Here is a 21,384-nt window from a genome sequence, read left to right on the forward strand (position 1 = left end):
CCAGGGGCGTCCGGTTGTCCACAGCCTGTGGGTACCCGGCCCGGGGGCCCCCGCAAAAGCGGATGCCTGTGCGAAGCGGGGCGGGGGATGATCCCGGGCATGAGCGATGGGGCTGAGCAGCAGGTGGACGTACGCGGACCGGACACGGCGCAGGACACCGTGGATCCCGACGCACGCGCGCGGGGCGCGGAGCAGCCCGGCGCACCGGAGGCGGGGTCGGCCGAGGAACAGCGCCTGCGCCGCTTCGAGCGGCGCAGGAAGGCATACCGGGGGGCGCGGCGGATACTCGGCCGCTCCACCCTGTTCAGCTCGGTCAGGGACCGCCTGGCGGTCCTGGACGACGCCGAGGAGCTGTACGACCTGGGCCAGCCCGTCGACATGTACGGCAACGGGATCGTCGCCGCCCTGGAGGAGAAGGTCGCCGGGCTGCTCGGCATGGAGGCCGCCGCGTTCTTCCCGACCGGCACGATGGCCCAGCAGGTCGCCCTGCGCTGCTGGGCGGGCCGCACCGGTGACCCGACGGTCGCCCTGCACGCGCTGGCCCATCCCGAGGTGCATGAGCGCAACGCGTTCAGCGAGGTCAGCGGGTTGCGTCCGGTCCGGCTGACGCGGGAGTCCCGGTTGCCGACCGCCGCCGAGGTACGGGACTTCGAGGAGCCCTTCGGGGCGCTGATGCTGGAGCTGCCCCTGAGGGACGCCGGTTTCGTGCTGCCCACCTTCGAGGAGCTGACGGAGATCGTCGCGGCGGCGCGGGAGCGCGAGGCGGTGGTGCACTTCGACGGCGCACGCCTGTGGGAGACGACCGAGCATTTCGGCCGCTCCCTGCCGGAGATCGCGGGCCTCGCGGACAGCGTCTACGTGTCGTTCTACAAATCCCTCAACGGCTTCGGCGGCGCCGCGCTGGCCGGTCCCGCGACCCTGGTGGAACAGGCGAAGACCTGGCGGCACCGGTACGGCGGCCTGGTCTTCCACCAGTTCCCGACCGTGCTGTCGGCGCTGGCCGGGCTGGAACGGGAGCTGCCCCGGCTGCCGGAGTACGTGCGGCACGCGCGCGTGGTCGCCGCCGCCCTGCGCGAGGGCCTCGCCGCGGCCGGGCTGCCCTGGGCCCGCGTCCACCCCGAGGTGCCGCACACCAACGAGTTCCAGCTCTGGCTGCCGTACGACGTCGAGATCGCCGCCGAGGCCGCCGTCCGCCACGCCGAGGAGAGCCGCACCCTGCTGTTCGCCCGCTCCTGGGACCCGGCCGGCCCCGGCCTCGCCGTCACGGAGATCGACGTCTGCGCGGAGGGGCTGGAGTGGACACCGGCGGACGTGCGCACGGCGGTCGCGGGGTTCGTGGCGGTGCTCAGAGAGGAGGCCGAGAGGGGTGGGAGGGCCGAGAGGGCCGGGAAGGACGGGAAGGGCGGCTAGGGCGGAGGCGACTTGGCCGATCGCTCCGGCCCGGGGGTCAGCACGTGGAGCGCGCCTGGGTGTGGCGGCGCCGGGTGGCCCCCGTGATGGCGGCGGCGGCCCGGCGCAGGCGGCCGTGGGCGGGGCGGCCCGCCAGGACGGCACGGAAACGGCGGTAGGTGCGCAGTTCGCGCAGGACACGCGTGTCGTGCGTGCCCGGGGCCGGGGGCGCGGGGTCGCCCAGCCGGGCCGCGCGGTAGGTGTCGAGGAGGTACCGCTGTGTGCTGCTCATGGTGGTGCGCCTCTGGTGACGTACGTCCGGTGCGGGTGCGGGTGCGGGTGCGGGTGCGGACGTCGGGGGTCGGGGGGCGATCCGTCTCCGTCGACGGACGGGTCCCTCGGGGCGCCGCGGACCCCTGGGTCTCCCGGGGCTCCGCAGGCCCCGTAGGACCCTTGGGTGTCCCCGGGTCCCCGGGACCCGGAGGTGCCGAAGGGCCTTCCAGGCTGCTCCCGGACTCTCCCCGGTGTCGCCCCGATTGACGAGCGTCGTCAATCGAGAAGTGCTGGTCGGCCGGGTTGTCAGTGGGCCGGTGCACCATGGGGTCATGAGCGTGCACATCGACATCGCGGGGCTGCGGCCGGAGGGGGTCGCCGTCGTTCCCTCCCCCTTGGCCGAGCTGTGCATGGCGCTGCACGCGCTAGGGGAGCCGGAGCACCACCCGGGTCTGCGCGGCTGGACCACGGGCGTGACGGCGGGGCTGGACCCGTTCGTGGCCGACCGGATGTGCGAGGCCGACTTCCTGTGGCGCTCGACGTACTCCGATGTGTTCATGCCGTTCGCCGCTCTCCCGGGCGATGTCCTGCCGGGTGCCACGCTCGCGGAGGATCTCGATCTTCTGGACAAGCTGCCGGACGACCAGTTCGTGGACGCGGCCCTGGAATTCACCTGCACCTTCAAGTACGACTTCCGGCCGCCCAACTATCTGCACAGCCGCACGGGACACGCGCGTGCCCTGGAGGTGGCCGCCTCGCGCGGGCAGCGGCAGCTGCGGTTCACCCAGCGGCTGCTCGACGACCCGCCCAGCGTCCGGGCCTGGCTGCGGCGGTTCCTGGAGGACTGCGAGGAGGCGTTCTTCGCCGACACCTGGGCCAAGCTGCGCCCCCAGCTCGCGTCCGACGCCCGGCACAAGACGGAGCTGCTGCGCCGCAAAGGGCTGGCCGAGGCGCTGGCGGCGGTCTCCCCGGCCGTGCGGCTCGACGAAGAGGGCGGCCGGATCGTCGTGGACAAGCTGATCGAGGGCCGCGGTGTCGCCTCCGGCGGCCGGCTGCTCCTGGTCCCGACCAGCCTGGGCCGCCCTCATCTGAACGTGCTGCACCGCCACGGCTGGCAGCCCCTGCTGCACTACCCCGTCAGCGCCCCGGAGCCGGTCCGACCGCCCTCGGTCGAGCAGCTGGCGCTGCGGATGACGGCGCTGTCCCACCCCGTCCGCATGCGCATCTGCCGCCATCTGGCCCGCAGCGCGTACACGACGACCGAGCTGGCCCAGGCCCACGGCGTGACGGCCCCGGAGATATCCCGCCATCTGAGCGTGCTGAAGAAGGCGGGCCTGGTCACCACCCGCCGACGCGGACGCTATGTGCTGCACCAGCTGGACGTGACGGTGGTGGCCCGTCTGGGGAGCGACTTCCTGGAGGGGGTGCTCAGATAGCCCACCGCGTACCCCACCGCGCGGAAGCACGACGCCCGCACGTGCGCGTACGTCCGTCGGCGCGGCGCCGGGCCCGTGGGCACGGACTCCGTACGACACGGGGGGGGGCGTACAGCACCGGGGGTCGCCGACCCCGTACGGGTTGCGTCCCTTCCCGCTCCTCAGTCCAGCCGGATGTGCTTCACGCCGACGCCGACCTGCCGGAGCCTGGTCCGCAGGGCGCCCTCGTTGTTGGGGCGCAGCTTCAGGCCCGCCAGGACGGCGATGCGGTCCGCGGTCCTCGGGACGGTCGTGTCGTCCGTCCACAGGTGCTCGGCGAACTCGGGCTCGGCCAGCCGTTCCAGACAGCGGTCGACCTGCTGTATCGCCCAGCTCTCCCGGCCCGGCACGGTCTTCTTCCCGGCGACGAGCTGGAGCAGCTGCCCGACTCCGCGTTCACGCAGCCGCTTCACCACGGTCTCGCGCCGGGCGAGCAGTGTGAAGTGCCGGACGTCGTGGCCGAGGTCGCGCAGCCGTCCGACGGTCTCGGCGAAGTAGCCGGAGTCGGTGATCGTCATGGGCGCGATCACCACGCCGTCGTGCTTGGCGAGGGTGAGGTCGAGCACCTCGACGACGCCCTGCCGCCAGGCGGCGAGGTCCTGGAAGTCGCCGCGCAGATCGGGCGGAAGCATGCGGTGCAGGCCGAAGCCGGGGAACTCGGGGTCGCAGATCACGCTGCCGGGCAGCCGGCGCCGTATCTCGTGTGCGGTCTGTGTCTTGCCGCCCCCGAAGGGGCCGTTGATCCACAGGAGCATGCGCAGACCCTACCGGCGCCTGCGGGCGGCGGTCCGCCGGTCAGCCGATTGTCCCCGTACCCGGCCCGCCGTCGGCCGACGGCGGCCACGAGAGAGGGCGGGCAACCGCGTCCACGGGCGGGGTCGGTCCGTGGGCACGAGGGCGGAACCGATCCGTGGGCATGGGCAGGGTCGGTTCGGTGGGCACGGCCGTGGTCGGTCCGTCCCATGGCCCTGGTCGGTCCGGTCCCATGGCCGTGGTCGGTCCGTCCCATGGCCGGCGGCCATGGTGGTGGTCGCGGTCATGCCTGCGGCCCACCCGTGGTCGGCGCCGGACCACACCGGTAGGCGGCGCGACCACACCCGTAAGCAGGGCTGGACCACTCGTACGTAGGCAGCGGGACGACACCCTGTAGCCGACGCGCGTCCATACCCGCAGGCGGCGCGACGACACCTGTGGCCGACGCGCATCCACACCCGTGGACGGCACGACGACACCAGTAGTCGGCGCGCGTCCACACCCGTGGTCAGCCGGTCGGACCCGCGGCCGACCCCGAGGTCACCCCTGCCCCCCGGCCCGCACCAGCCCCGTCTCGTACGCCAGGACCACCACCTGCACCCGGTCGCGCAGCCCCAGCTTGGTGAGGATGCGGCCCACGTGGGTCTTCACGGTCGCCTCGGACAGCACCAGGCGCGCGGCGATCTCCCCGTTGGACAGGCCCTGCGCGACGAGCACCATCACCTCGCGCTCGCGGCCGGTGAGCCGGTCCAGCTCCTTGTGCTCGGGCTGCTTGCCGGTGCTGGGCAGCATCGGCGCGAACCGGTCGAGGAGCCGGCGGGTGGTCGACGGGGCCACCACGGCGTCCCCGCTGTGCACGGAGCGGATCGCGGTCAGCAGCTCGCCGGGCGGCACGTCCTTGAGCATGAAGCCGGAGGCGCCCGCCTTCAGCCCGGAGAAGGCGTACTCGTCGAGGTCGAAGGTGGTCAGGATGAGCACCTTGGGCGGATGGGGGTCGGAGCAGATCCGGCGGGTCGCCTCCACGCCGTCCAGCTTCGGCATCCGGACGTCCATCAGCACCACGTCCACGGTGGTGGCACTGAGCACCTGGAGCGCCTCGACCCCGTCGCCCGCCTCCGCGACGACCTCCATGTCGGGCTGCGCGGCGAGCACCATCCGGAATCCGGTGCGCAGCAGCACCTGGTCGTCGACGAGCATCACACGGATCGACATCGGGCTCTTCCGTTTCCTTCGGCCGGTGAGGGCGGGGCAGGTGGGCGTGTTTTGTGCGAGATGGCGGGTCCGGCGGGTTCTTACAGGTGTCAACAGGGGGCGTGCGTCGGCGTCAATGCGCGGGTTTGAGCGGGAGCAGGGCGCTGATGCGGAATCCTCCGCCGGGGCGGGGGCCCGCGTCGAGGGTGCCGCCGACCATGCCGATCCGCTCGCGCATGCCGATCAGGCCGTGACCCTGGCCGTCGGCGCCGCCCTCCTCGTACAGCTCGTGCGGGGCGCCCTTGCCGTCGTCCTCGACGAGCAGGCCGAGGCCGTCGTCGAAGTAGACCAGGCGGACGCTCGCGCCCGTGTTGGGCCCGCCGTGCTTGCGCGTGTTGGTGAGCGCCTCCTGGACGATCCGGTACGCGGTCAGCTCGACGCCGCTGGGCAGCGGGCGGGGCGTCCCCTCGATCTTGAAGTCGATGGGCAGTCCCGCCGTGCGGCACTGCTCGACCAGGTCCTCGATCTGCTGGACGTCGGGCTGCGGCACGTACTCGCCGCCCTCCTGGTGCTCGCCGGTGCGCAGCACGCCGAGCAGCCGGCGCATCTCGGCGAGGGCCTGGCGGCCGGTGGACGAGATCGTCTCCAGGGCCTTCTTGGCCTGGTCGGGCGCGGCGTCGAGGACGTAGGCGGCGCCGTCGGCCTGCACGACCATCACCGACACGTTGTGCGCGACCACGTCGTGCAGCTCACGGGCGATGCGGGCGCGCTCGGCGGCGACCGCGACCTTGGCCTGGGCCTCGCGCTCCTTCTCCAGCCGCGCGGCGCGCTCCTCCAGCTGGGCGAAGTAGGCGCGGCGGGTGCGCAGCGAGTCGCCGAGCACCCAGGCCAGCGCGAACGGCACCGTCTGGAGCACGGCCACCGCCACATTGCCCGCCGCGCTCGTCTCGTCCATCGGCCAGCGCACCTGCGCGACGGGCGCCGCGCACAGGCCGCCGACCAGCGCGAAGCGGGACGCCCAGCGGGCGCCGTTCGCCGCCACCGTGTAGACGATCACAAGGAGGGCGAAGTCGGCGATCGACGTCGACACGTTCAGCGTGAGCTGGGCCACGCCGATGGCCGCGCCGAGGATCAGCATCTGCTCCGGCAGCCGTCGGCGCAGCACGACGACCAGGCTGAGCAGCAGGGCGACGGGGATGATCAGCCAGGGCGCGTCGGTCCCCTCGTTGACCTGCCCGGCGACCGAGCTCACCACAGTGATCCCGAACAGGACGATGGCCCAGAAGCCGTCGACCCAGGTCGGGTGTCTGCGGATGAAGTCGTAGAGGCGCTGCACGTAACCCAGCGTAGGGAAGCGTGATGTGTGCCCGGGTCAACCGGAGGGTCGATCCGTACGCGCTCCGCCTACTCCCCAAGGTGGAGGCCACACCTTCCGCTACGCCTAGCCTGGCGAGGTGACGGACGACACTGCGGGGCCGAACACGGCGGACGGGGCCGGTACGGCGGACGGGATGAACAGGGCGTATGGGGCGCCGCCCACAGTGGACGGGGCCTCCGGAGCGGACGCGGCGCCCGGCGGGCCCGGGAGCGCCCCGCGCGGTGGGCGCGGATGGCGGGCGGCGGCGCACGACGCCCTGTACGGCCCTCGCGGCTTCTACCGCCGCCCCGAGGGTCCCGCCGGGCATTTCCGTACGTCGGTGCACGCCTCGCCGCTCTTCGCGCAGGCCGTGGCCCGGCTGCTGTGCCGGGTGGACGCGGCGCTGGGCCGTCCGGAGGTGCTGGACTTCGTCGACATGGGCGCGGGCCGGGGTGAGCTGGCGGCGGGGGTCCTGGACGCGCTGCCCGGGAAGGTGGCCGCCCGTACGCGCGCGTACGGCGTGGAGATCGCCGCGCGGCCGGCGGGTCTGGATCCCCGGATCGAGTGGCGCGCCGAGCCGCCGTCCGGGGTGACGGGGCTGCTGTTCGCGAACGAGTGGCTGGACAACGTGCCCGTGGACGTCGCCGAGGTCGACCGCGCGGGCGTCGCCCGGCTGGTGCTCGTACGGGAGGACGGCACCGAGCGGCTCGGGGAGCCGGTCGGCGGGGCGGAAGCGGAATGGCTGGCGCGCTGGTGGCCGCTGGCGGAAGAGGAGGGCTCGCGGGCCGAGATCGGGCTGCCCCGGGACGCGGCCTGGGCGGACGCCGTGGCCCGCGTCGAGCGGGGGCTCGCGGTGGCGGTGGACTACGCGCACACCGCCGACGCGCGCCCCCCGTTCGGCACGCTCACCGGTTTTCGCGCGGGCCGCGAGACGGTGCCCGTGCCCGACGGCTCCTGCGATGTGACGGCGCACGTCGCGCTGGACGCGTGCGCCGCTAACGCCGGGCGCACAGGGCGCGTGCTCCGGCAGCGCGATGCCTTGCACGCCCTCGGCATCACTGGCGCACGCCCTCCGCTCACGCTGGCGACCACGGACCCCTCCGGCTACGTACGGGCCCTGGCGAGCGCCGGGGAGGCGGCCGAGCTGACCGCCGAGGGCGGCCTCGGCGACTTCGGCTGGCTGATCCACCCGGTGGGGGTCCCGGACCCGCTGACGGGGGCCACGGAGGCTGGGGGCGACGATCCCGGGGCGCGCGACGGCTGAGGCGCCGGGGCGGGCCCGCGACGGGTCGGGGCGGGCGTGGCCGGGGCCGCAACGGGTCGGGGCGGGAGGGGCCGGGCCGACCGCCCCGCGCTGCACACACCCAGCGACGCGCACGCGGCGACACGCGCCCCGCAGCCGACAGGTCACACGCGACAGCCGACGGCCCACGGCTCGCAACCCGCAGCCCGCAGCCCGCAGCCCGCAGCCCGCAACAGCCCACCGCTCCCGGCCGCAGTACCCGGCGCCTACTTGTCGATGTCCCCCACCACGAAGAACAACGACCCCAGGATCGCCACCATGTCCGCCACCAGCGTGCCCGGCAGCAGCTCGGTGAGCGCCTGGATGTTGTTGTACGACGCGGAGCGCAGCTTGAGCCGGTACGGGGTTTTCTCGCCCTTGCTGACGAGGTAGTAGCCGTTGATGCCGAGCGGGTTCTCGGTCCACGCGTAGGTGTGGCCCTCGGGCGCCTTGAGTACCTTCGGCAGGCGCTGGTTGATGGGGCCCGGCGGGAGGTCCGCGAGCCGGTCCAGGCAGGCGTCGGCGAGGTCGAGGGCGTTGTGCGTCTGGTCGAGCAGGCATTCGAAGCGGGCGAGACAGTCGCCCTCCGCGCGGGTCACCACCTTCAGTACGTCCTGAAGCTCCCCATAGGCGAGATACGGCTCGTCGCGCCGCAGGTCGAGATCGACACCCGACGCGCGCGCGATGGGCCCGCTGACGCCGTACGCGTGCACGGCCTGCGGCGTGAGCGTCCCCACCCCGCGCGTGCGCCCCCGGAAGATCTCGTTGCCGAGCACCAGGTCGTCGAAGCGGTCCATGCGCGAGCGCACCCCGGAGACAGCGGCCCGCGCGCGGGAGGCCCATCCGGCGGGAAGATCCTCCTTGAGGCCGCCCACGCGGTTGAACATGTAGTGCATCCGGCCGCCGGAGACCTCCTCCATGACGTTCTGGAGCACCTCGCGCTCCCGGAACGCGTAGAAGACCGGCGTGATGCCGCCCAGTTCCAGGGGGTAGGAGCCGAGGAACATCAGATGGTTCAGGACCCGGTTCAGCTCGGCGAGCAGTGTGCGGGTCCACACCGCGCGGACGGGCACCTCCATGCCGAGCATGCGCTCCACGGCGAGGACCACGCCGAGTTCGTTGGAGAACGCCGACAGCCAGTCGTGGCGGTTGGCCAGCATGATGATCTGGCGGTAGTCGCGCGCCTCGAAAAGCTTCTCCGCACCGCGGTGCATATAGCCGATCACGGGCTCCGCGCGGAGGATGCGCTCACCGTCGAGGACCAGCTTCAGCCGCAGCACGCCGTGGGTGGACGGGTGCTGCGGTCCGATGTTGAGGACCATGTCGGTGCTCTCCGCGGCGCCGCCGATCCCGACCATGGTCTCCGTCGTCGGAGTCATGGCAGTCCTGGGCGTCATGGCAGTCATGTCCTCAGTCTGGCCTACGTAGGCTGACGGCATGGAGACGGGGAGCCCGCCGAGCGCGGGAGCGGCACGGACCGAGCCGGTGTGGATCGGGCTGCCGTCCGGGCTGCTGCGGATGCGGCGGCTGCTGCTGGTGGTGTGGCTGGGTCTGCTGGCCCTGGCCGCCGGGCTGCTGCCGGGGCTGCTGGCGGGCCCCGCGTGGGCCGCCTTCGCGGCGCTGCCGCTGGCCGTGATCGGGTGGGGCTGGGTGATGCTGGAGCACAACTGGCGCTCCTGGCGCTACGCCGAGCGCGCGGACGACCTGCTGATCAGCCGAGGCGTGCTGTGGCGCCGGACGACGGTGGTGCCGTACGGGCGGATGCAGCTGGTGGAGGTCACCTCCGGGCCCGTGGAGCGGCACTTCGGGCTGGCCAGCGTCCAACTCCACACGGCCGCCGCGGCGACCGACGCGACCATTCCCGGCCTCGACCCGGCCGAGGCGGAACGCCTGCGCGACCGGCTCACCGAACTGGGCCAGGCCCGATCGGCGGGGCTGTGACGACGCCGGGGACGGCCGACGGCTCGCGCGGGGCGGAGAGGGGCCCCGGCGGGGCGGAGACGGCCCCGGGCGGCGCAACACGCGAGGCCGCGACAGCGTCAGGCGGCGCCATGGGCGAGACCACGACAGCCTCAGGTGGCGTCACGGGCAAGGCCGAGACGCCCCCGGGCGGCCCAATGCGCAACGACGACCCAGCCCCGGCCAACGCGAAACACGAGGCCGCAGCAGCCTCAGGCGGCGCCACAGCCGAGACCGAGACGGCCCCAGGCGACCCGATACGCAACGACGACCCGGCCCCGGCCAACGCAAGACACCAGGCCACAGCAACCTCTCGCGGCGCCCCGGGCGGGACAAAGACGGCCCCAGGCGACCCGATACGCGAGAGCGGCCCGACCTCGGCCAGCGCAAGGCACGAGGCCGCGACAGCCTCAGGCCACGCCACAGGCGAGACCAAAACGCCCCCAGACGGCACCTACGAGGCCGCACGCGCCGCCGAGGCTGCGGCGGACCGCGCGGAACAGGCGGGGCGGACCACCGACCCCGCCAGGCAGGCCAGGGACCACGCGGGGCCCTCCGCAACACACCGGGAGTCCACCAGCACCGCCCTGGAGCCCGCCCCAGCCGCCGATGCCGACGCGACCCTCGACGCCGACGGCGTCATACCCCCCGCGAGAGCCCTCGTCGAGCGTCGGCTTCACCCCGTGACGCCCTTCCGCCGCGCGTGGGCGCCGATCGCCGTGGTCATCGGGTGGGCGCTGCACGACCCCGATCAGACGCAGCGCCAGCTGACCCGGCTGACCACGACGACCCTGCTGCTCGTGGTGGCCGTGGCGATCCCCGCCGCCGCCCTCTACGGCTTCTGCACCTGGTGGTTCACCCACTTCGCGGTGACGGACACCGAACTGCGCATCCGTACCGGCCTGCTGTTCCGGCGCACCGCGCACATCCGGCTGGAACGCATCCAGGCGATCGACATCACTCAGCCGCTCCTCGCGCGCGTGGCGGGCGTCTCCAAACTGCGGCTCGATGTCATAGGCGCCGACAAGAAGGACGAACTCGCCTTCCTGGGCGAGGGCGAGGCACGCGCGCTGCGGGCGGAACTGCTCGCCCGCGCGGCGGGTTTCGCACCGGAGACGGCCCACGAGGTCGGTGAGGCGCCCGCGCGCGAACTGCTGCGCGTACCGGCGCGCGACCTCGCGATCTCGCTCGTGCTGACCGGCGCGACCTGGGGCACGCTGGCCGCCGCGGCCATCGTGCCGTCGATGCTGTGGATCTTCACCCACAGCCTGTGGACGGTGATCGTGACCGGCGTGCCGCTGGTCGGTGCGGCGGGCACGAGCAGCGTCCGGCGGTTCGTGAGCGAGTACGACTGGACGCTCGCCGAATCCCCGGACGGGCTGCGCATGGACCACGGGCTGCTGGACCGGGCGCACGAGACCGTGCCGCCGGGACGCGTGCAGACCGTGCGGATCGTCGAGCCGTGGCTGTGGCGGCGGCGCGGCTGGGTCAGGGTCGAGCTGGCCGTGGCCGGTTCGGCCAACTCGCTGCTGCTGCCGGTCGCCCCGCGCGAGGTCGCCGAGTCCGTCATCGCGCGTGTGCTGCCGGGCGTGACGGTGCCTCTCGCGTCCGCGCTCAGCAGGCCGCCGCGCCGCGCCCGCTGGTGCGTACCGGTGTGGTGGCGCGGCTACGGGCTCGCGGTCACCGACTCGGTGTTCGTGACCCGCCGGGGGCTGGTGAGCCGCAAGCTGGCCCTGGTCCCGCACGCGAAGGTGCAGAGCGTACGGCTCACGCAAGGGCCCTGGGAGCGCCTGTGGGGCGTCGCGGACGTCCATGTGGACACGGGGGCCAACCAGACCGAGACAGCGCGCCTGAGGGCCACCGAGGAGGCCGTGGAGCTGCTGCGCGCACAGGCGGAGCGCTCCCGCACGGGCCGCCGTGACGCCCGTCCCGACCGCTGGATGGCATAGGCCCCTCCCCCGGCACCGAAACCGGCCGAAACGCCGAGAGCCCGGCACGCGCCGGGCTCCGCAGGAAGGGCGGACAAGGTGTCAAGGACGTCAAAGGTGTCGGACGAGAGGAGACGGGCCGACGGACAGACTGGCTACGGGTCTCAGGAGACCGCGCTGCGCAGCCCCTGTACGTCGATCTGCTCGGTCTCGTCGTGCGCGGTGAGGTCGATCACCGGGGCGTCGATGCCGTCCGCCCGCTCCCCGGCCCGCTCGAACTCCCCCTCGGCCTGCGCCTTGCGCGCGTCGAGGGCTTCCTGTCCGACGACATCGGCGAGGTCCTCGTCCTGCACGGAGTGCTCCATGGCGATGTCCACAAAGTCGACCCCCGCCTCGTCCTCCTGCTTCGTGCCGAAGAAGTCGAAGCCGCCTTCCACCGACGGTCGCCGGGCGGGCGTGGGCGGTACGACGGCCACGGCGGTCGGGACGGTGAAGTGGCCGGTCGGCTGGTGCGCCGGCAGGGCGGGCCGGGTCTCGGCGACCAGGGCGGCGTCGCTCTGCGCGTGGGTCGTGGAGGAGGCGACCGCGTGCTCCCGCGCGTCGGCCGCCCGGTGCTTCCCCTGCGCCTCGTCCTCCTGCGCCGCCTCGGCGTCACCACCGGCGGCCAAGCCCGGCCTCGGCACCGACGCCTCGGCCCGAGCCGAACGGCTGCCCTGCGCCGGTACGGCGGCCCGCGCGGGCACGGGGGTTCCCACGGCGGGAGCGTCCACGGCAGGGGCGTCGACGGCGGGCGCCTCCACGCCCGGCATCTCCGCGGCGGACGGTGCCTCCACGGCGCCGTCGATGTCGCTGCGGGCCTCCGCGCCGGAGTCCTGCGCCCCGGCCTCGTCCGTCGAGTCGCCGCCGGGACCCCTGCCGTTCGGGTCCGGGTCGGTGGAGTCGGGGTCGGGGTCGGGATCGGTCCCGGAGTCCCCCTCGGAGGCGTCGGCCCGCGCGACGGCGTCAAGGGCGGCGTCGGCGACGGCATCCGCAACGGGGACGCCCTCCCCCTCCGCCAGAGCGCCCTTCCCCTGCCCGCGCTCCTGCTCGGACTCCTGCCCGGATTCCTGCTCGCGCTTCTCCAGCCGACCAAGCGCCGCCCGCGCGCGGAGGAACAGTTGCGTGCCCTCGGGCGAGAAGAGCGCCGGCGTGTCGGACAGCGCGTCGGCGGCATCGGGGGCGTCGGCGGACCCGGCGCTCTCCGAGGCGGCGTCGGTCCCGGCCGGGGCCGCCGCCTTCCCCGAGTGCTCCGCCTTCCCCGACGGCAGCGCGTTCACCGGCTCGCCGGCCTCTATCTCCAGCAGGCGGCGGCCCTCCAGGGCGGTCGCCCGCTCCGTCTCCGCCGTGGCGTACCGGCGCAGCAGCGCCGCGTGTTCGTTGCGCAGGCCCGTCAGTTCGGCGCGCTTGGCGCGCAGTCGCTGCTCCAGCTTGCCGCGCAGCTCGCGCGACTCGTCGAGGTCGGACTCCAGTTCGGCGACGCGCTCCTCATGACGCCATTCCTCGCTCACGCGTACGCGCGTGAGGTCGGCCACCGCCTTGCCCGCCTGCGCGTCCCAGCGGCGCATGACGACCGCTCCGGCGACCGCCGTCAGCGCGGCCACCGCGGCCAGCCCGCGGAGCACCGTGGTTTCCGAGAGCACCCAGGGACCGATCGCGCAGACCACGGCGACGCCGGCGATCACGGACGGGGGCAGCAGCCGGTGCAGGGGCGGGGAATGGCGATGACGTCCACGTGGCATGGCCAGAAACTTACCGCGCGTAGGGGAATCGTGGTGCGCCGGGCCGTAAAACACAGCCGCCCCCAAGCGTTCTCCGGGTTTCGATTCGGTATCGGGCGACACCGCCGTCCGGGAGTTCCGCAAGATCAACTCCCAGCGAGTGCCGTATTCACGGTCACGGGGAATGCCATTCCCCTTGATCCGACGGCTATTTGACACCTTCTCCGGCGATCGGGGGGCTGATCGGGGAGCTGCCCAATTCCCCAATCCCCCGCCGACCGCCGGGCATCCACGCGCGGGTCCGCACCCGGCCCGCCGCGCGCCCACCGCACCCGCCCCTCAGCACCGACACGCCGAGCGCGCCTGGGGATCGTACGCATGGCACCCCCCATGAGAACGCTTCAGAGGCAGGCCCCCAGGAGGACGCGTCACGAGCACCGCCTATTGACGCGCCTGATCCGGTGAACCACTGATCCGCTCGCACCACTGATCCGCGCGGCGCCGCACTTTACTGCCGCGATGCAGCCGCCATGCGGTCACCCCGAAGTCGACCAGGAGTCGCCCGGTCGCCCAGAACGGGAGCACGCGCGAAGAGGCGGGTCGAATCACCGAGGGGACGGGCCACTCCCCGACCCCGACTCCCCGCATTCCCATTCCGTCCCCCAACACCGGCCGGTGCGAGGCGGGACAACGACCGACGGGCGCCCATGAGGCCGCCGATAGGAGTCCCAGGACTTGCCCCTGACTTTCCAGAACCTTTGAACCACCTTTGTACGCGGGAGTGAACCTCCCTCCCCGCACCACCGTCCTAGAGGGCGCAATGTGGCCGGATGCCCGAATCGGGACCGGCTCAGGGACCTCTCGCGGAACCACGGGACGTGATGACTGTCAGGGAAGGTGGGGAAATGTCGGACAGGGCTGCGGAACGGTCCGGCGGGGCGCGGCGCCTGCCGCGCGGTCCGCGCCCCGGGTCGGTTCCCGTCCTCGTCGCCAGGGCCTGCACCCTGGTGGGCCTGCTGGACGTCGCCGCGGGCGTGTTCCCCCGCTTCCGGCACAGCCGGATACACGCGCTCGCCGAGGTGCTGCCCGGCGCGCTGGGGCCGTTCGCGGCGGCGCTCTCGCTCAGCGCGGGCGTGCTGCTGCTGCTCCTCGCGCACGGCCTGCGGCGCCGCAAACGGCGGGCGTGGCGGGCGGCGGTGGCGCTGCTGCCGGTGGGCGCGGTGGCCCAGTTCAGCTACCGCCACTCGTTCATCGGCGTGGTGATCTCGCTGGCGCTGCTGTGGGCGCTGCTGCGCCACCGCGGCCAGTTCGTCGCGCTGCCCGACCCGCGCAGCCGCTGGCGGGCGCTCGCCAACTTCGTCCTCATGGGCGCCGGTTCACTCGCCCTCGGCCTGGTGATCGTCAGCGTGCAGCACGGGCGCATGGTCGGCGACCCCAGCCTTGCCGCCCGGCTCACCCACGTCCTGTACGGCCTGTTCGGCGTCCAGGGCCCGGTCGGCTACCGGGGCGGTACGTCGTGGACGGTGGCCGCCTCCCTGGGCGCCCTGGGCCTGCTCACGGCCGTCACGACGATCTACCTCGCCTTCCGTCCCGAGCACCCGGCCGCACAGCTCACCCAGGACGACGAACAGCGTCTGCGCGCCCTGCTGGCCCGGCACGGCGGACGGGACTCCCTGGGCCACTTCGCGCTGCGCCGCGACAAGGCCGTGGTGTTCTCCCCCAGCGGCAAGGCGGCCGTCACCTACCGGGTCGTGTCGGGTGTGATGCTCGCCAGCGGCGATCCGATCGGCGACGTCGAGGCGTGGCCCGGCGCCATCGAGCGCTTCATGGACGTGGCCCGCGCCCACTCCTGGACCCCGGCGGTCATGGGCTGCTCCGAGACCGGCGGCGAGGTGTGGACCCGCGAGACCGGTCTGGACGCGCTCGAACTGGGCGACGAGGCGGTGGTGGACGTCCCGGATTTCTCGCTCGCCGGCCGCGCGATGCGCAATGTGCGCCAGATGGCCGCACGCATCGAGCGCGCCGGTTACGAGACCCGGGTACGACGCGTGCGTGACCTCGGCGAGGCCGAGCTGGAACGGATCCGCCGCGCGGCCGACGACTGGCGCGGCACCGACACCGAGCGCGGCTTCTCCATGGCGCTGGGCCGGATCGGCGACGAGGCAGACGGGGACTGCCTGATCGCCACGGCCCACCGCGCGGAAGCGGCGCCCGGCCCGTACGGCGATCTCAGGGCGGTCCTGCACTTCGTGCCCTGGGGCCCCGACGGAGTGTCGCTGGACCTGATGCGCCGGGACCGCGCGGCCGACCCCGGCATGAACGAACTGCTGATCGTCGCGGCACTGCGGGCCGCCCCGAAGTTCGGCATCGCGCGCGTGTCGCTCAATTTCGCGATGTTCCGCTCGGCGCTGGCGCGTGGCGAGAAGATCGGCGCCGGGCCGGTGCTGCGGGCCTGGCGCGGGCTGCTGGTGTTTCTGTCGCGCTGGTTCCAGATCGAGTCGCTGTACCGGTTCAACGCCAAGTTCCGGCCCCGCTGGGAGCCGCGTTTCATGGTCTACCGCGCCTCCGCCGACCTCCCGCGCATCGGCCTCGCCGCGATGCGGGCCGAGGGCTTCCTGAACCTCGCCCCACCCCGCTTCCTGCGCCGCCGCGCGAAGCCCGCCCGCCCCTGCGCCCACGGCCCGACGGAACGGGACGTACGGCCGGCCTAGCGTCCGGCGCCTGTGCCCTCGCATCAGAGGGCACGGCCCACCCGACCACCCGGCCCCCGCCCCCGCCTCCCGCCGCATACCGCGCGGTGGCCGGGAGCCGGTCGGACACGGGGCCTACGCTGAACGTATGAGCAAGCAGAGCGGACGCCGGAGTGTCGCGGGTCTCCCGTCATGGGACCGCTGCGCGGTCATGGGGGTGGTGAACGTGACGCCCGATTCCTTCTCCGACGGAGGCCGCTGGTTCGACACGACGACCGCCGTCAAGCACGGCCTCGACCTGGTCTCCGAGGGCGCCGACCTGGTCGACGTGGGCGGCGAGTCCACCCGGCCCGGCGCGACCCGCGTGGACGAGGCCGAGGAACTGCGCCGGGTCATCCCGGTCGTCCGCGGCCTGGCCGCCGAGGGCACGGTGATCTCCGTCGACACCATGCGCGCCTCCGTCGCCGAGCAGGCCCTCGCCGCCGGCGCGGCCCTGGTCAACGACGTCAGCGGCGGCCTCGCCGACCCCGCGATGATCCCGGTCGTCGCCGCGGCGGGCGCCCCCTTCGTCGTCATGCATTGGCGCGGTTTCCTGGCGGGCGGCAACGTAAGAGGGTCCTATGACGACGTCGTCACCGAGGTCATCGAGGAACTGCACGCGCGCGTGGAGGCCGTCTTGGACGGCGGCATCGCCCCCGACCGCGTCATCGTCGACCCCGGCCTCGGCTTCTCCAAGGACGTCGAGCACGACCTCGCGCTCCTGGCCCACCTCGACCGGCTGAACGCCCTCGGCCATCCGCTGCTCGTCGCCGCGTCCCGCAAGCGGTTCCTGGGGCGGGTGCTGGCCGGACCACAGAGCGCGCCCCCGCCCGCGCGCGAGCGCGACGCCGCAACGGCCGCCGTCTCCGCGCTCGCGGCGCACGCCGGGGCATGGGCCGTGCGCGTGCACGAGGTACGCGCGACCGCCGACGCCGTACGCGTCGCGCGCGCCGTGGAAAACGCGCGCGAGCAGAGCGCGCACCCCAGCGAAGGAGCCAGGTGAGCGCCCCCCACACCGATGTCGAGCAGGTGGAAGCCGCCAACACCGCCTTCTACGAGGCGCTGGAACGCGGCGACTTCGAGGTGGTGTCCTCGCTCTGGCTCACCCCCTCCGACCTCGGCGTCGACGAGGAGTACCACGACCCGGCGGACACCGGGGTGATCTCCTGCGTGCACCCCGGCTGGCCGGTGCTCACCGGACGTGGCGAGGTCCTGCGCTCGTACGCGCTGATCATGGCGAACACGGACTACATCCAGTTCTTCCTCACGGACGTCCATGTGTCCGTCACCGGTGACACCGCCCTGGTGACCTGCACCGAGAACATCCTCAGCGGCGGCCCCGCGCCCGAGGAGGGCGGGGAGCTGGGCCCGCTGGTGGGGCAATTGGTGGTGGCCACGAACGTGTTCCGCCGCACCACCGACGGCTGGAAGCTCTGGTCGCACCACGCCTCCCCGGTCCTGGCCGAGAACGACGAGGACGACAACGACGACACCCCTCCCTTGGACGACACACCCCCCTTGACCGAGTGAGCGAGCCACGAGCCCCCTCACAGGAACCAAAACGTGGTTGGAATCACGTACCCCCGGGTAGGCGCGCCTCCCGACCGCCCACCGACCCCCATGACCGCCCATGACCGGCCCCCGCGGCCCGGCACTGTCAGTGCCCGCGGGTAGATTCGTTCGAGGCCGCCCGTCCGCCCGCACCCGGTACGGACCGGCACTCACCGACAATTGCAGGAGTGATTCGCGTGGATCGTGTCGCGCTGCGCGGCCTGAAGGCCCGAGGGCACCACGGCGTGTTCCCGAAGGAGCGCGAGGAGGGCCAGACCTTCATCGTGGACCTGGTCCTCGGGCTGGACACCCGCCCGGCCGCGGCCGACGACGACCTGACGAAGACCGTGCACTACGGCATCGTCGCCGAGGAGGTCGTGGCCGTCGTCGAGGGCGAGCCCGTCAACCTCATCGAGACACTCGCCGAGCGCATCGCGCAGGTCTGTCTCAAGCACGAGGGGGTCCAGGAGGTCGAGGTCTGCGTCCACAAGCCGGACGCGCCGATCACGGTCCCCTTCGACGACGTGACCGTCACCGTCATCCGGAGCCGAGTATGAACGCATTCACCGGGGGCCAGAGCGACCCGACCGTACAGCCCGTGCCCGCCTCGGTCGTCGAGCGGGTCGACGCCGCCGACAGCACCCTCCAGAACCCCCGACGGGCCGTGCTCGCCCTGGGCTCGAACCTCGGCAACCGACTGGAGACCCTCCAGGGCGCGATCGACGCCCTGGAGGACACCCCGGGCGTCCGCGTCAAGGCGGTCTCGCCCGTGTACGAGACCGAGCCCTGGGGCGTCGAGCCCGGCAGCCAGCCGTCGTACTTCAACGCGGTCGTGGTGCTCAGGACCACCCTGCCGCCCTCGTCCCTGCTGGAGCGGGCACACGCGGTCGAGGAGGCGTTCCACCGGGTCCGCGACGAGCGCTGGGGGCCGCGCACGCTCGACGTCGACATCGTCTCGTACGCCGATGTCGTCTCCGACGATCCCCAGCTCACCCTCCCCCACCCGCGCGCCCACGAACGCGCGTTCGTGCTCGCCCCCTGGCACGACGTGGACCCGGAAGCGCAGCTGCCCGGTCAGGGCACGGTCGCCGCCCTCCTCGCCGATATCGGCGAGGAGGGTGTGGCGGCCCGCTCGGATCTGGAACTCCGGCTGCCCGAGTAGTCGTTAAGGTCAACACGACGGCAACGGCCGACGGCAAGGGGCCGTGCACCGGCCGGGGAGCTGAAGGGACACCGTGAGAGAGCTGCGCATCAGGCTGCTGGCCGGCGTGTTCGTCGTCGCCGGAGTGCTGTCCTGGGCAGGCGCCCGCCTGTGGAACTCGGTGGGCACGCTCCCCAGCGTCCCGCTCGCCGCCCCCATCGTCCTCGCGCTGATCGCGGCGGTCCTGATGTCCACCGCGCTCTCGCTGCGCGCCCGCCTCAAGGCGCAGCGCGAGCGTCAGCCCGGCGCCAAGGGCGTCGACCCGCTGATGGCCGCCCGCGCGGTGGTCTTCGGCCAGGCCAGCGCCCTGGTGGCCGCCCTGGTCGCCGGGATGTACGGCGGCACGGGCGTCTTCCTGCTGGAGGTCCTGGACGTCCCGGCCCGCCGCGACCAGGCCATCTACGCCGGTTTCTCCGTCCTCGCGGGCATCGCCGTGATAGCGGCGGCCCTGTTCCTGGAGCACGTCTGCAAGCTCCCGGACGACGACCACGACACGGACAACACGGGCGCGGCCCCGGCCGCCTGACGCCGGACCACGAACGCCCCACAAGGGCGACGCCGGGAGGCCGGCCCACAGTCCGCCGCAACGCCGGCCCACAGTCCCTCGGCCGAGCGAACCTGGACGCGGCGGAACCCTCAGCGCGCCATGATCAAACTCATCGCCTCGTTCCGCGTGGCGGCGTCCCGCAGCTGCCCCCGCACCGCCGAGGTGATCGTCTTCGCGCCGGGCTTCCGGATCCCCCGCATCGACATGCACATGTGCTCGCACTCCACGACCACGATCACGCCCCGCGGCTCCAGGATGTCCATCAGCGAGTCCGCGATCTGCGTGGTGAGTCGTTCCTGCACCTGGGGCCGGCGGGCGTAGACATCCACCAGCCGGGCCAGCTTGGACAGCCCCGTGATCTTGCCGCTGGTGGACGGGATGTACCCGACATGGGCGAGCCCCCGGAAGGGCACCAGATGATGCTCACAGGTCGAGTACACCTCGATGTCCTTCACCAGCACCATCTCGTCGTGCCCGAGGTCGAACGTCGTCGTCAGCACATCCTCCGGCCGCTGCCACAGCCCCGCGAAGATCTCCTTGTACGCCCGCGCCACCCGCGCCGGAGTCTCCCTCAGACCCTCACGGTCCGGGTCCTCGCCGACCGCGATGAGGAGTTCGCGTACGGCGTTCTCCGCGCGCTTCTCGTCGAACTCGCCTATGGAGCTGTCGCCGTCCAGCGTCACGGGATCGGTCATGTCGTGCCTCGTTCCTGTGCGGGCCGCGCGGGGCCCACGCGCGTCTGTTCTAGGGGGCAAATCCGGTCTCTGGGCAATCTGATCTACGGGCATATGGGGAAATGCCGCGCCCCCCAGGCTAGAACCTGGGGGGCGCGGCATCCATTCCGGGCCGGACACGGCCGTTGGGTCAGCTGTCCGGTCGCTCCTCGGGGGCCGGTTCGGCCACCGGGGCGGGCTCGGTCGCGGTGGACTTCGCCGTGGTGATCGCCGGGGCCGCTCCGTTGGCGCCGTTCGTCAGGGCCAGCTCCTTGGGGGAGAGCACCGGCGGACGGGTCGACGGGGTGCGGCGGGAGGAGCCGGTCCAGGCCGGCCGCGGGGGACGCTTGACGATCGTGGCGAAGACCTCGGCGATCTCCTCCTTGCCGAGCGTCTCCCTCTCCAGCAGCGCCAGCACGAGATTGTCGAGGACGTCGCGGTTCTCGACGAGAATCTCCCACGCTTCGTTGTGCGCGGTCTCGATGAGTTTCTTGACTTCCTCGTCCACCAGCGCGGCGACCTCTTCCGAGTAGTCGCGCTGGTGACCCATCTCACGCCCGAGGAAGGGCTCGGTGTTGTCGCCGCCGAACTTGATGGCGCCGAGCCGCTCGGTCATGCCGTACTGGGTGACCATCGCACGGGCCGTGGCGGTGGCCTTCTCGATGTCGTTCGCGGCGCCCGTGGTCGGGTCGTGGAAGACCAGTTCCTCGGCCGCGCGACCGCCCAGCATGTAGGCGAGCTGGTCGAGCATCTCGTTGCGGGTGGTCGAGTACTTGTCCTCGTCCGGGAGCACCATCGTGTAGCCCAGGGCACGGCCCCGGGACAGGATGGTGATCTTGTGGACCGGGTCGGAGTTCGGCGAGGCCGCCGCGACCAGGGCGTGACCGCCCTCGTGGTACGCGGTGATCTTCTTCTCCTTGTCCGACATGATCCGGGTCCGCTTCTGCGGGCCCGCGACCACCCGGTCGATCGCCTCGTCCAGCATCTGGTTGTCGATGAGCTTGCGGTCGCTGCGCGCCGTCAGGAGCGCCGCTTCGTTCAGCACGTTCGACAGGTCGGCGCCCGTGAAGCCCGGCGTACGGCGGGCGACGGCGGACAGATCGACGTCCGGGGCGACCGGCTTGCCCTTCTGGTGGACCTTGAGGATCTCCAGACGGCCCAGCATGTCCGGGCGGTGGACCCCGAAGATGGGGGAGAAACAGCCCGGGCCCAGCAGCGCCCGGTCGCTGCTGGAGGGCCCGGTGGTGGGCGGCAAGAGGGTGAAACCCCCCAAGACCTC

The 21,384-nt window shown here is 72.9% G+C and carries 18 protein-coding genes and 1 pseudogene; 11 read left to right on the plus strand and 8 right to left on the minus strand.

Translation table 11 applies throughout. From position 1 onward, the window contains the following. Window positions 1-99: 99 nt before the first annotated feature. Window positions 100-1,410 carry a threonine aldolase family protein gene (locus ACFXAZ_RS31095; protein WP_384597950.1) on the plus strand — a complete coding sequence of 437 codons (1,311 nt, stop codon included), beginning with the start codon at window positions 100-102 and terminating at the stop codon, window positions 1,408-1,410. A gap of 37 nt (window positions 1,411-1,447) precedes the next feature. Here ACFXAZ_RS31095 and ACFXAZ_RS31100 read toward each other — a convergent pair whose 3' ends face one another. Next, the gene (locus ACFXAZ_RS31100; protein WP_384597952.1) at window positions 1,448-1,681 is read right to left on the minus strand and encodes a hypothetical protein; all 234 of its coding nucleotides are present in this window, start codon (window positions 1,679-1,681) and stop codon (window positions 1,448-1,450) included. 313 nt (window positions 1,682-1,994) lie between these two features. Between ACFXAZ_RS31100 and ACFXAZ_RS31105 the strand changes: the two genes are divergently transcribed. Continuing rightward, window positions 1,995-3,098, plus strand: coding sequence for a DUF5937 family protein (locus tag ACFXAZ_RS31105; RefSeq protein ID WP_384597954.1), 1,104 nt, complete (start codon window positions 1,995-1,997; stop codon window positions 3,096-3,098). 161 nt (window positions 3,099-3,259) lie between these two features. Here ACFXAZ_RS31105 and ACFXAZ_RS31110 read toward each other — a convergent pair whose 3' ends face one another. From ACFXAZ_RS31110 to ACFXAZ_RS31120, 3 genes are all read right to left on the minus strand, one after another. Further along, window positions 3,260-3,892, minus strand: a complete 633-nt coding sequence (locus ACFXAZ_RS31110) for an AAA family ATPase (RefSeq protein WP_384597956.1) — start codon at window positions 3,890-3,892, stop codon at window positions 3,260-3,262. 538 nt (window positions 3,893-4,430) lie between these two features. Further along, window positions 4,431-5,102, minus strand: coding sequence for a response regulator (locus ACFXAZ_RS31115; protein ID WP_384597958.1), 672 nt, complete (start codon window positions 5,100-5,102; stop codon window positions 4,431-4,433). A 112-nt stretch (window positions 5,103-5,214) separates the two neighbouring features. Continuing rightward, window positions 5,215-6,417, minus strand: a complete 1,203-nt coding sequence (locus ACFXAZ_RS31120) for a sensor histidine kinase (RefSeq protein ID WP_384597960.1) — start codon at window positions 6,415-6,417, stop codon at window positions 5,215-5,217. Window positions 6,418-6,592: 175 nt separating this feature from the next. On the opposite strand from ACFXAZ_RS31120, the gene ACFXAZ_RS31125 reads away from it, so the two are divergent. Next, window positions 6,593-7,702 (plus strand): SAM-dependent methyltransferase, encoded by a 1,110-nt coding sequence (locus ACFXAZ_RS31125; protein WP_384597988.1) that lies wholly within the window; start codon window positions 6,593-6,595, stop codon window positions 7,700-7,702. A 245-nt stretch (window positions 7,703-7,947) separates the two neighbouring features. Here the strand turns inward: ACFXAZ_RS31125 and ACFXAZ_RS31130 are convergent, their stop codons facing one another. Then, window positions 7,948-9,099: an NADH-quinone oxidoreductase subunit D gene (locus ACFXAZ_RS31130; RefSeq protein WP_384597962.1), complete on the minus strand. Its 1,152-nt coding sequence runs from the start codon at window positions 9,097-9,099 to the stop codon at window positions 7,948-7,950. Window positions 9,100-9,157: 58 nt separating this feature from the next. Between ACFXAZ_RS31130 and ACFXAZ_RS31135 the strand changes: the two genes are divergently transcribed. Further along, window positions 9,158-9,661, plus strand: coding sequence for a PH domain-containing protein (locus ACFXAZ_RS31135; RefSeq protein ID WP_384597964.1), 504 nt, complete (start codon window positions 9,158-9,160; stop codon window positions 9,659-9,661). Between the two features lie 659 nt (window positions 9,662-10,320). Further along, the gene (locus ACFXAZ_RS31140) at window positions 10,321-11,628 is read left to right on the plus strand and encodes a PH domain-containing protein (RefSeq protein WP_384597990.1); all 1,308 of its coding nucleotides are present in this window, start codon (window positions 10,321-10,323) and stop codon (window positions 11,626-11,628) included. 143 nt (window positions 11,629-11,771) lie between these two features. Here the strand turns inward: ACFXAZ_RS31140 and ACFXAZ_RS31145 are convergent, their stop codons facing one another. Further along, entirely contained in the window at window positions 11,772-13,385 is a 1,614-nt protein-coding gene (locus tag ACFXAZ_RS31145; protein WP_384597966.1) for a hypothetical protein, read from the minus strand. Between the two features lie 884 nt (window positions 13,386-14,269). Between ACFXAZ_RS31145 and ACFXAZ_RS31150 the strand changes: the two genes are divergently transcribed. The 6 genes from ACFXAZ_RS31150 (at window position 14,270) to ACFXAZ_RS31175 (ending at window position 19,371) form a co-directional block, all read left to right on the plus strand. Continuing rightward, window positions 14,270-16,075: a phosphatidylglycerol lysyltransferase domain-containing protein gene (locus ACFXAZ_RS31150; RefSeq protein WP_384597968.1), complete on the plus strand. Its 1,806-nt coding sequence runs from the start codon at window positions 14,270-14,272 to the stop codon at window positions 16,073-16,075. Window positions 16,076-16,202: 127 nt separating this feature from the next. Continuing rightward, window positions 16,203-17,096, plus strand: coding sequence for a dihydropteroate synthase (gene folP / locus ACFXAZ_RS31155; protein WP_384597970.1), 894 nt, complete (start codon window positions 16,203-16,205; stop codon window positions 17,094-17,096). Then, the gene (locus tag ACFXAZ_RS31160; RefSeq protein ID WP_384597972.1) at window positions 17,093-17,623 is read left to right on the plus strand and encodes a nuclear transport factor 2 family protein; all 531 of its coding nucleotides are present in this window, start codon (window positions 17,093-17,095) and stop codon (window positions 17,621-17,623) included. Before folP ends, ACFXAZ_RS31160 begins: the two co-directional genes overlap by 4 nt. A gap of 218 nt (window positions 17,624-17,841) precedes the next feature. After that, window positions 17,842-18,201, plus strand: coding sequence for a dihydroneopterin aldolase (folB, locus tag ACFXAZ_RS31165; RefSeq protein ID WP_384597974.1), 360 nt, complete (start codon window positions 17,842-17,844; stop codon window positions 18,199-18,201). Next, on the plus strand, window positions 18,198-18,806 hold the full coding sequence (gene folK / locus ACFXAZ_RS31170) for a 2-amino-4-hydroxy-6-hydroxymethyldihydropteridine diphosphokinase (RefSeq protein WP_384597976.1): 609 nt from the start codon (window positions 18,198-18,200) through the stop codon (window positions 18,804-18,806). Before folB ends, folK begins: the two co-directional genes overlap by 4 nt. A 73-nt stretch (window positions 18,807-18,879) precedes the next feature. Beyond that, window positions 18,880-19,371, plus strand: coding sequence for a DUF3180 domain-containing protein (locus ACFXAZ_RS31175; protein ID WP_384597978.1), 492 nt, complete (start codon window positions 18,880-18,882; stop codon window positions 19,369-19,371). Between the two features lie 110 nt (window positions 19,372-19,481). On the opposite strand, the gene folE is transcribed toward ACFXAZ_RS31175, so the two are convergent. Then, on the minus strand, window positions 19,482-20,087 hold the full coding sequence (gene folE, locus ACFXAZ_RS31180; protein ID WP_384597980.1) for a GTP cyclohydrolase I FolE: 606 nt from the start codon (window positions 20,085-20,087) through the stop codon (window positions 19,482-19,484). A 169-nt stretch (window positions 20,088-20,256) separates the two neighbouring features. Beyond that, window positions 20,257-21,384: pseudogene (locus ACFXAZ_RS31185) on the minus strand (cell division protein FtsH); the annotation flags it as partial.

Source organism: Streptomyces sp. NPDC059477 (assembly GCF_042749375.1).
Taxonomy (GTDB): domain Bacteria; phylum Actinomycetota; class Actinomycetes; order Streptomycetales; family Streptomycetaceae; genus Streptomyces.

What these genes read in the sequence shown, in the direction of transcription:
- ACFXAZ_RS31105 (WP_384597954.1), top strand. Translation starts at nt 1,995, where the DNA reads ATGAGCGTGCACATCGACATCGCGGGGCTGCGGCCGGAGGGGGTCGCC.
- folK (WP_384597976.1), top strand. Translation starts at nt 18,198, where the DNA reads ATGAACGCATTCACCGGGGGCCAGAGCGACCCGACCGTACAGCCCGTG.
- folP (WP_384597970.1), top strand. Translation starts at nt 16,203, where the DNA reads ATGAGCAAGCAGAGCGGACGCCGGAGTGTCGCGGGTCTCCCGTCATGG.
- ACFXAZ_RS31130 (WP_384597962.1), bottom strand. Translation starts at nt 9,099, where the DNA reads ATGACTCCGACGACGGAGACCATGGTCGGGATCGGCGGCGCCGCGGAG.
- ACFXAZ_RS31100 (WP_384597952.1), bottom strand. Translation starts at nt 1,681, where the DNA reads ATGAGCAGCACACAGCGGTACCTCCTCGACACCTACCGCGCGGCCCGG.
- ACFXAZ_RS31145 (WP_384597966.1), bottom strand. Translation starts at nt 13,385, where the DNA reads ATGCCACGTGGACGTCATCGCCATTCCCCGCCCCTGCACCGGCTGCTG.
- ACFXAZ_RS31095 (WP_384597950.1), top strand. Translation starts at nt 100, where the DNA reads ATGAGCGATGGGGCTGAGCAGCAGGTGGACGTACGCGGACCGGACACG.
- ACFXAZ_RS31110 (WP_384597956.1), bottom strand. Translation starts at nt 3,892, where the DNA reads ATGCTCCTGTGGATCAACGGCCCCTTCGGGGGCGGCAAGACACAGACC.
- ACFXAZ_RS31125 (WP_384597988.1), top strand. Translation starts at nt 6,593, where the DNA reads ATGAACAGGGCGTATGGGGCGCCGCCCACAGTGGACGGGGCCTCCGGA.
- ACFXAZ_RS31150 (WP_384597968.1), top strand. Translation starts at nt 14,270, where the DNA reads ATGTCGGACAGGGCTGCGGAACGGTCCGGCGGGGCGCGGCGCCTGCCG.
- folE (WP_384597980.1), bottom strand. Translation starts at nt 20,087, where the DNA reads ATGACCGATCCCGTGACGCTGGACGGCGACAGCTCCATAGGCGAGTTC.
- ACFXAZ_RS31115 (WP_384597958.1), bottom strand. Translation starts at nt 5,102, where the DNA reads ATGTCGATCCGTGTGATGCTCGTCGACGACCAGGTGCTGCTGCGCACC.
- ACFXAZ_RS31135 (WP_384597964.1), top strand. Translation starts at nt 9,158, where the DNA reads ATGGAGACGGGGAGCCCGCCGAGCGCGGGAGCGGCACGGACCGAGCCG.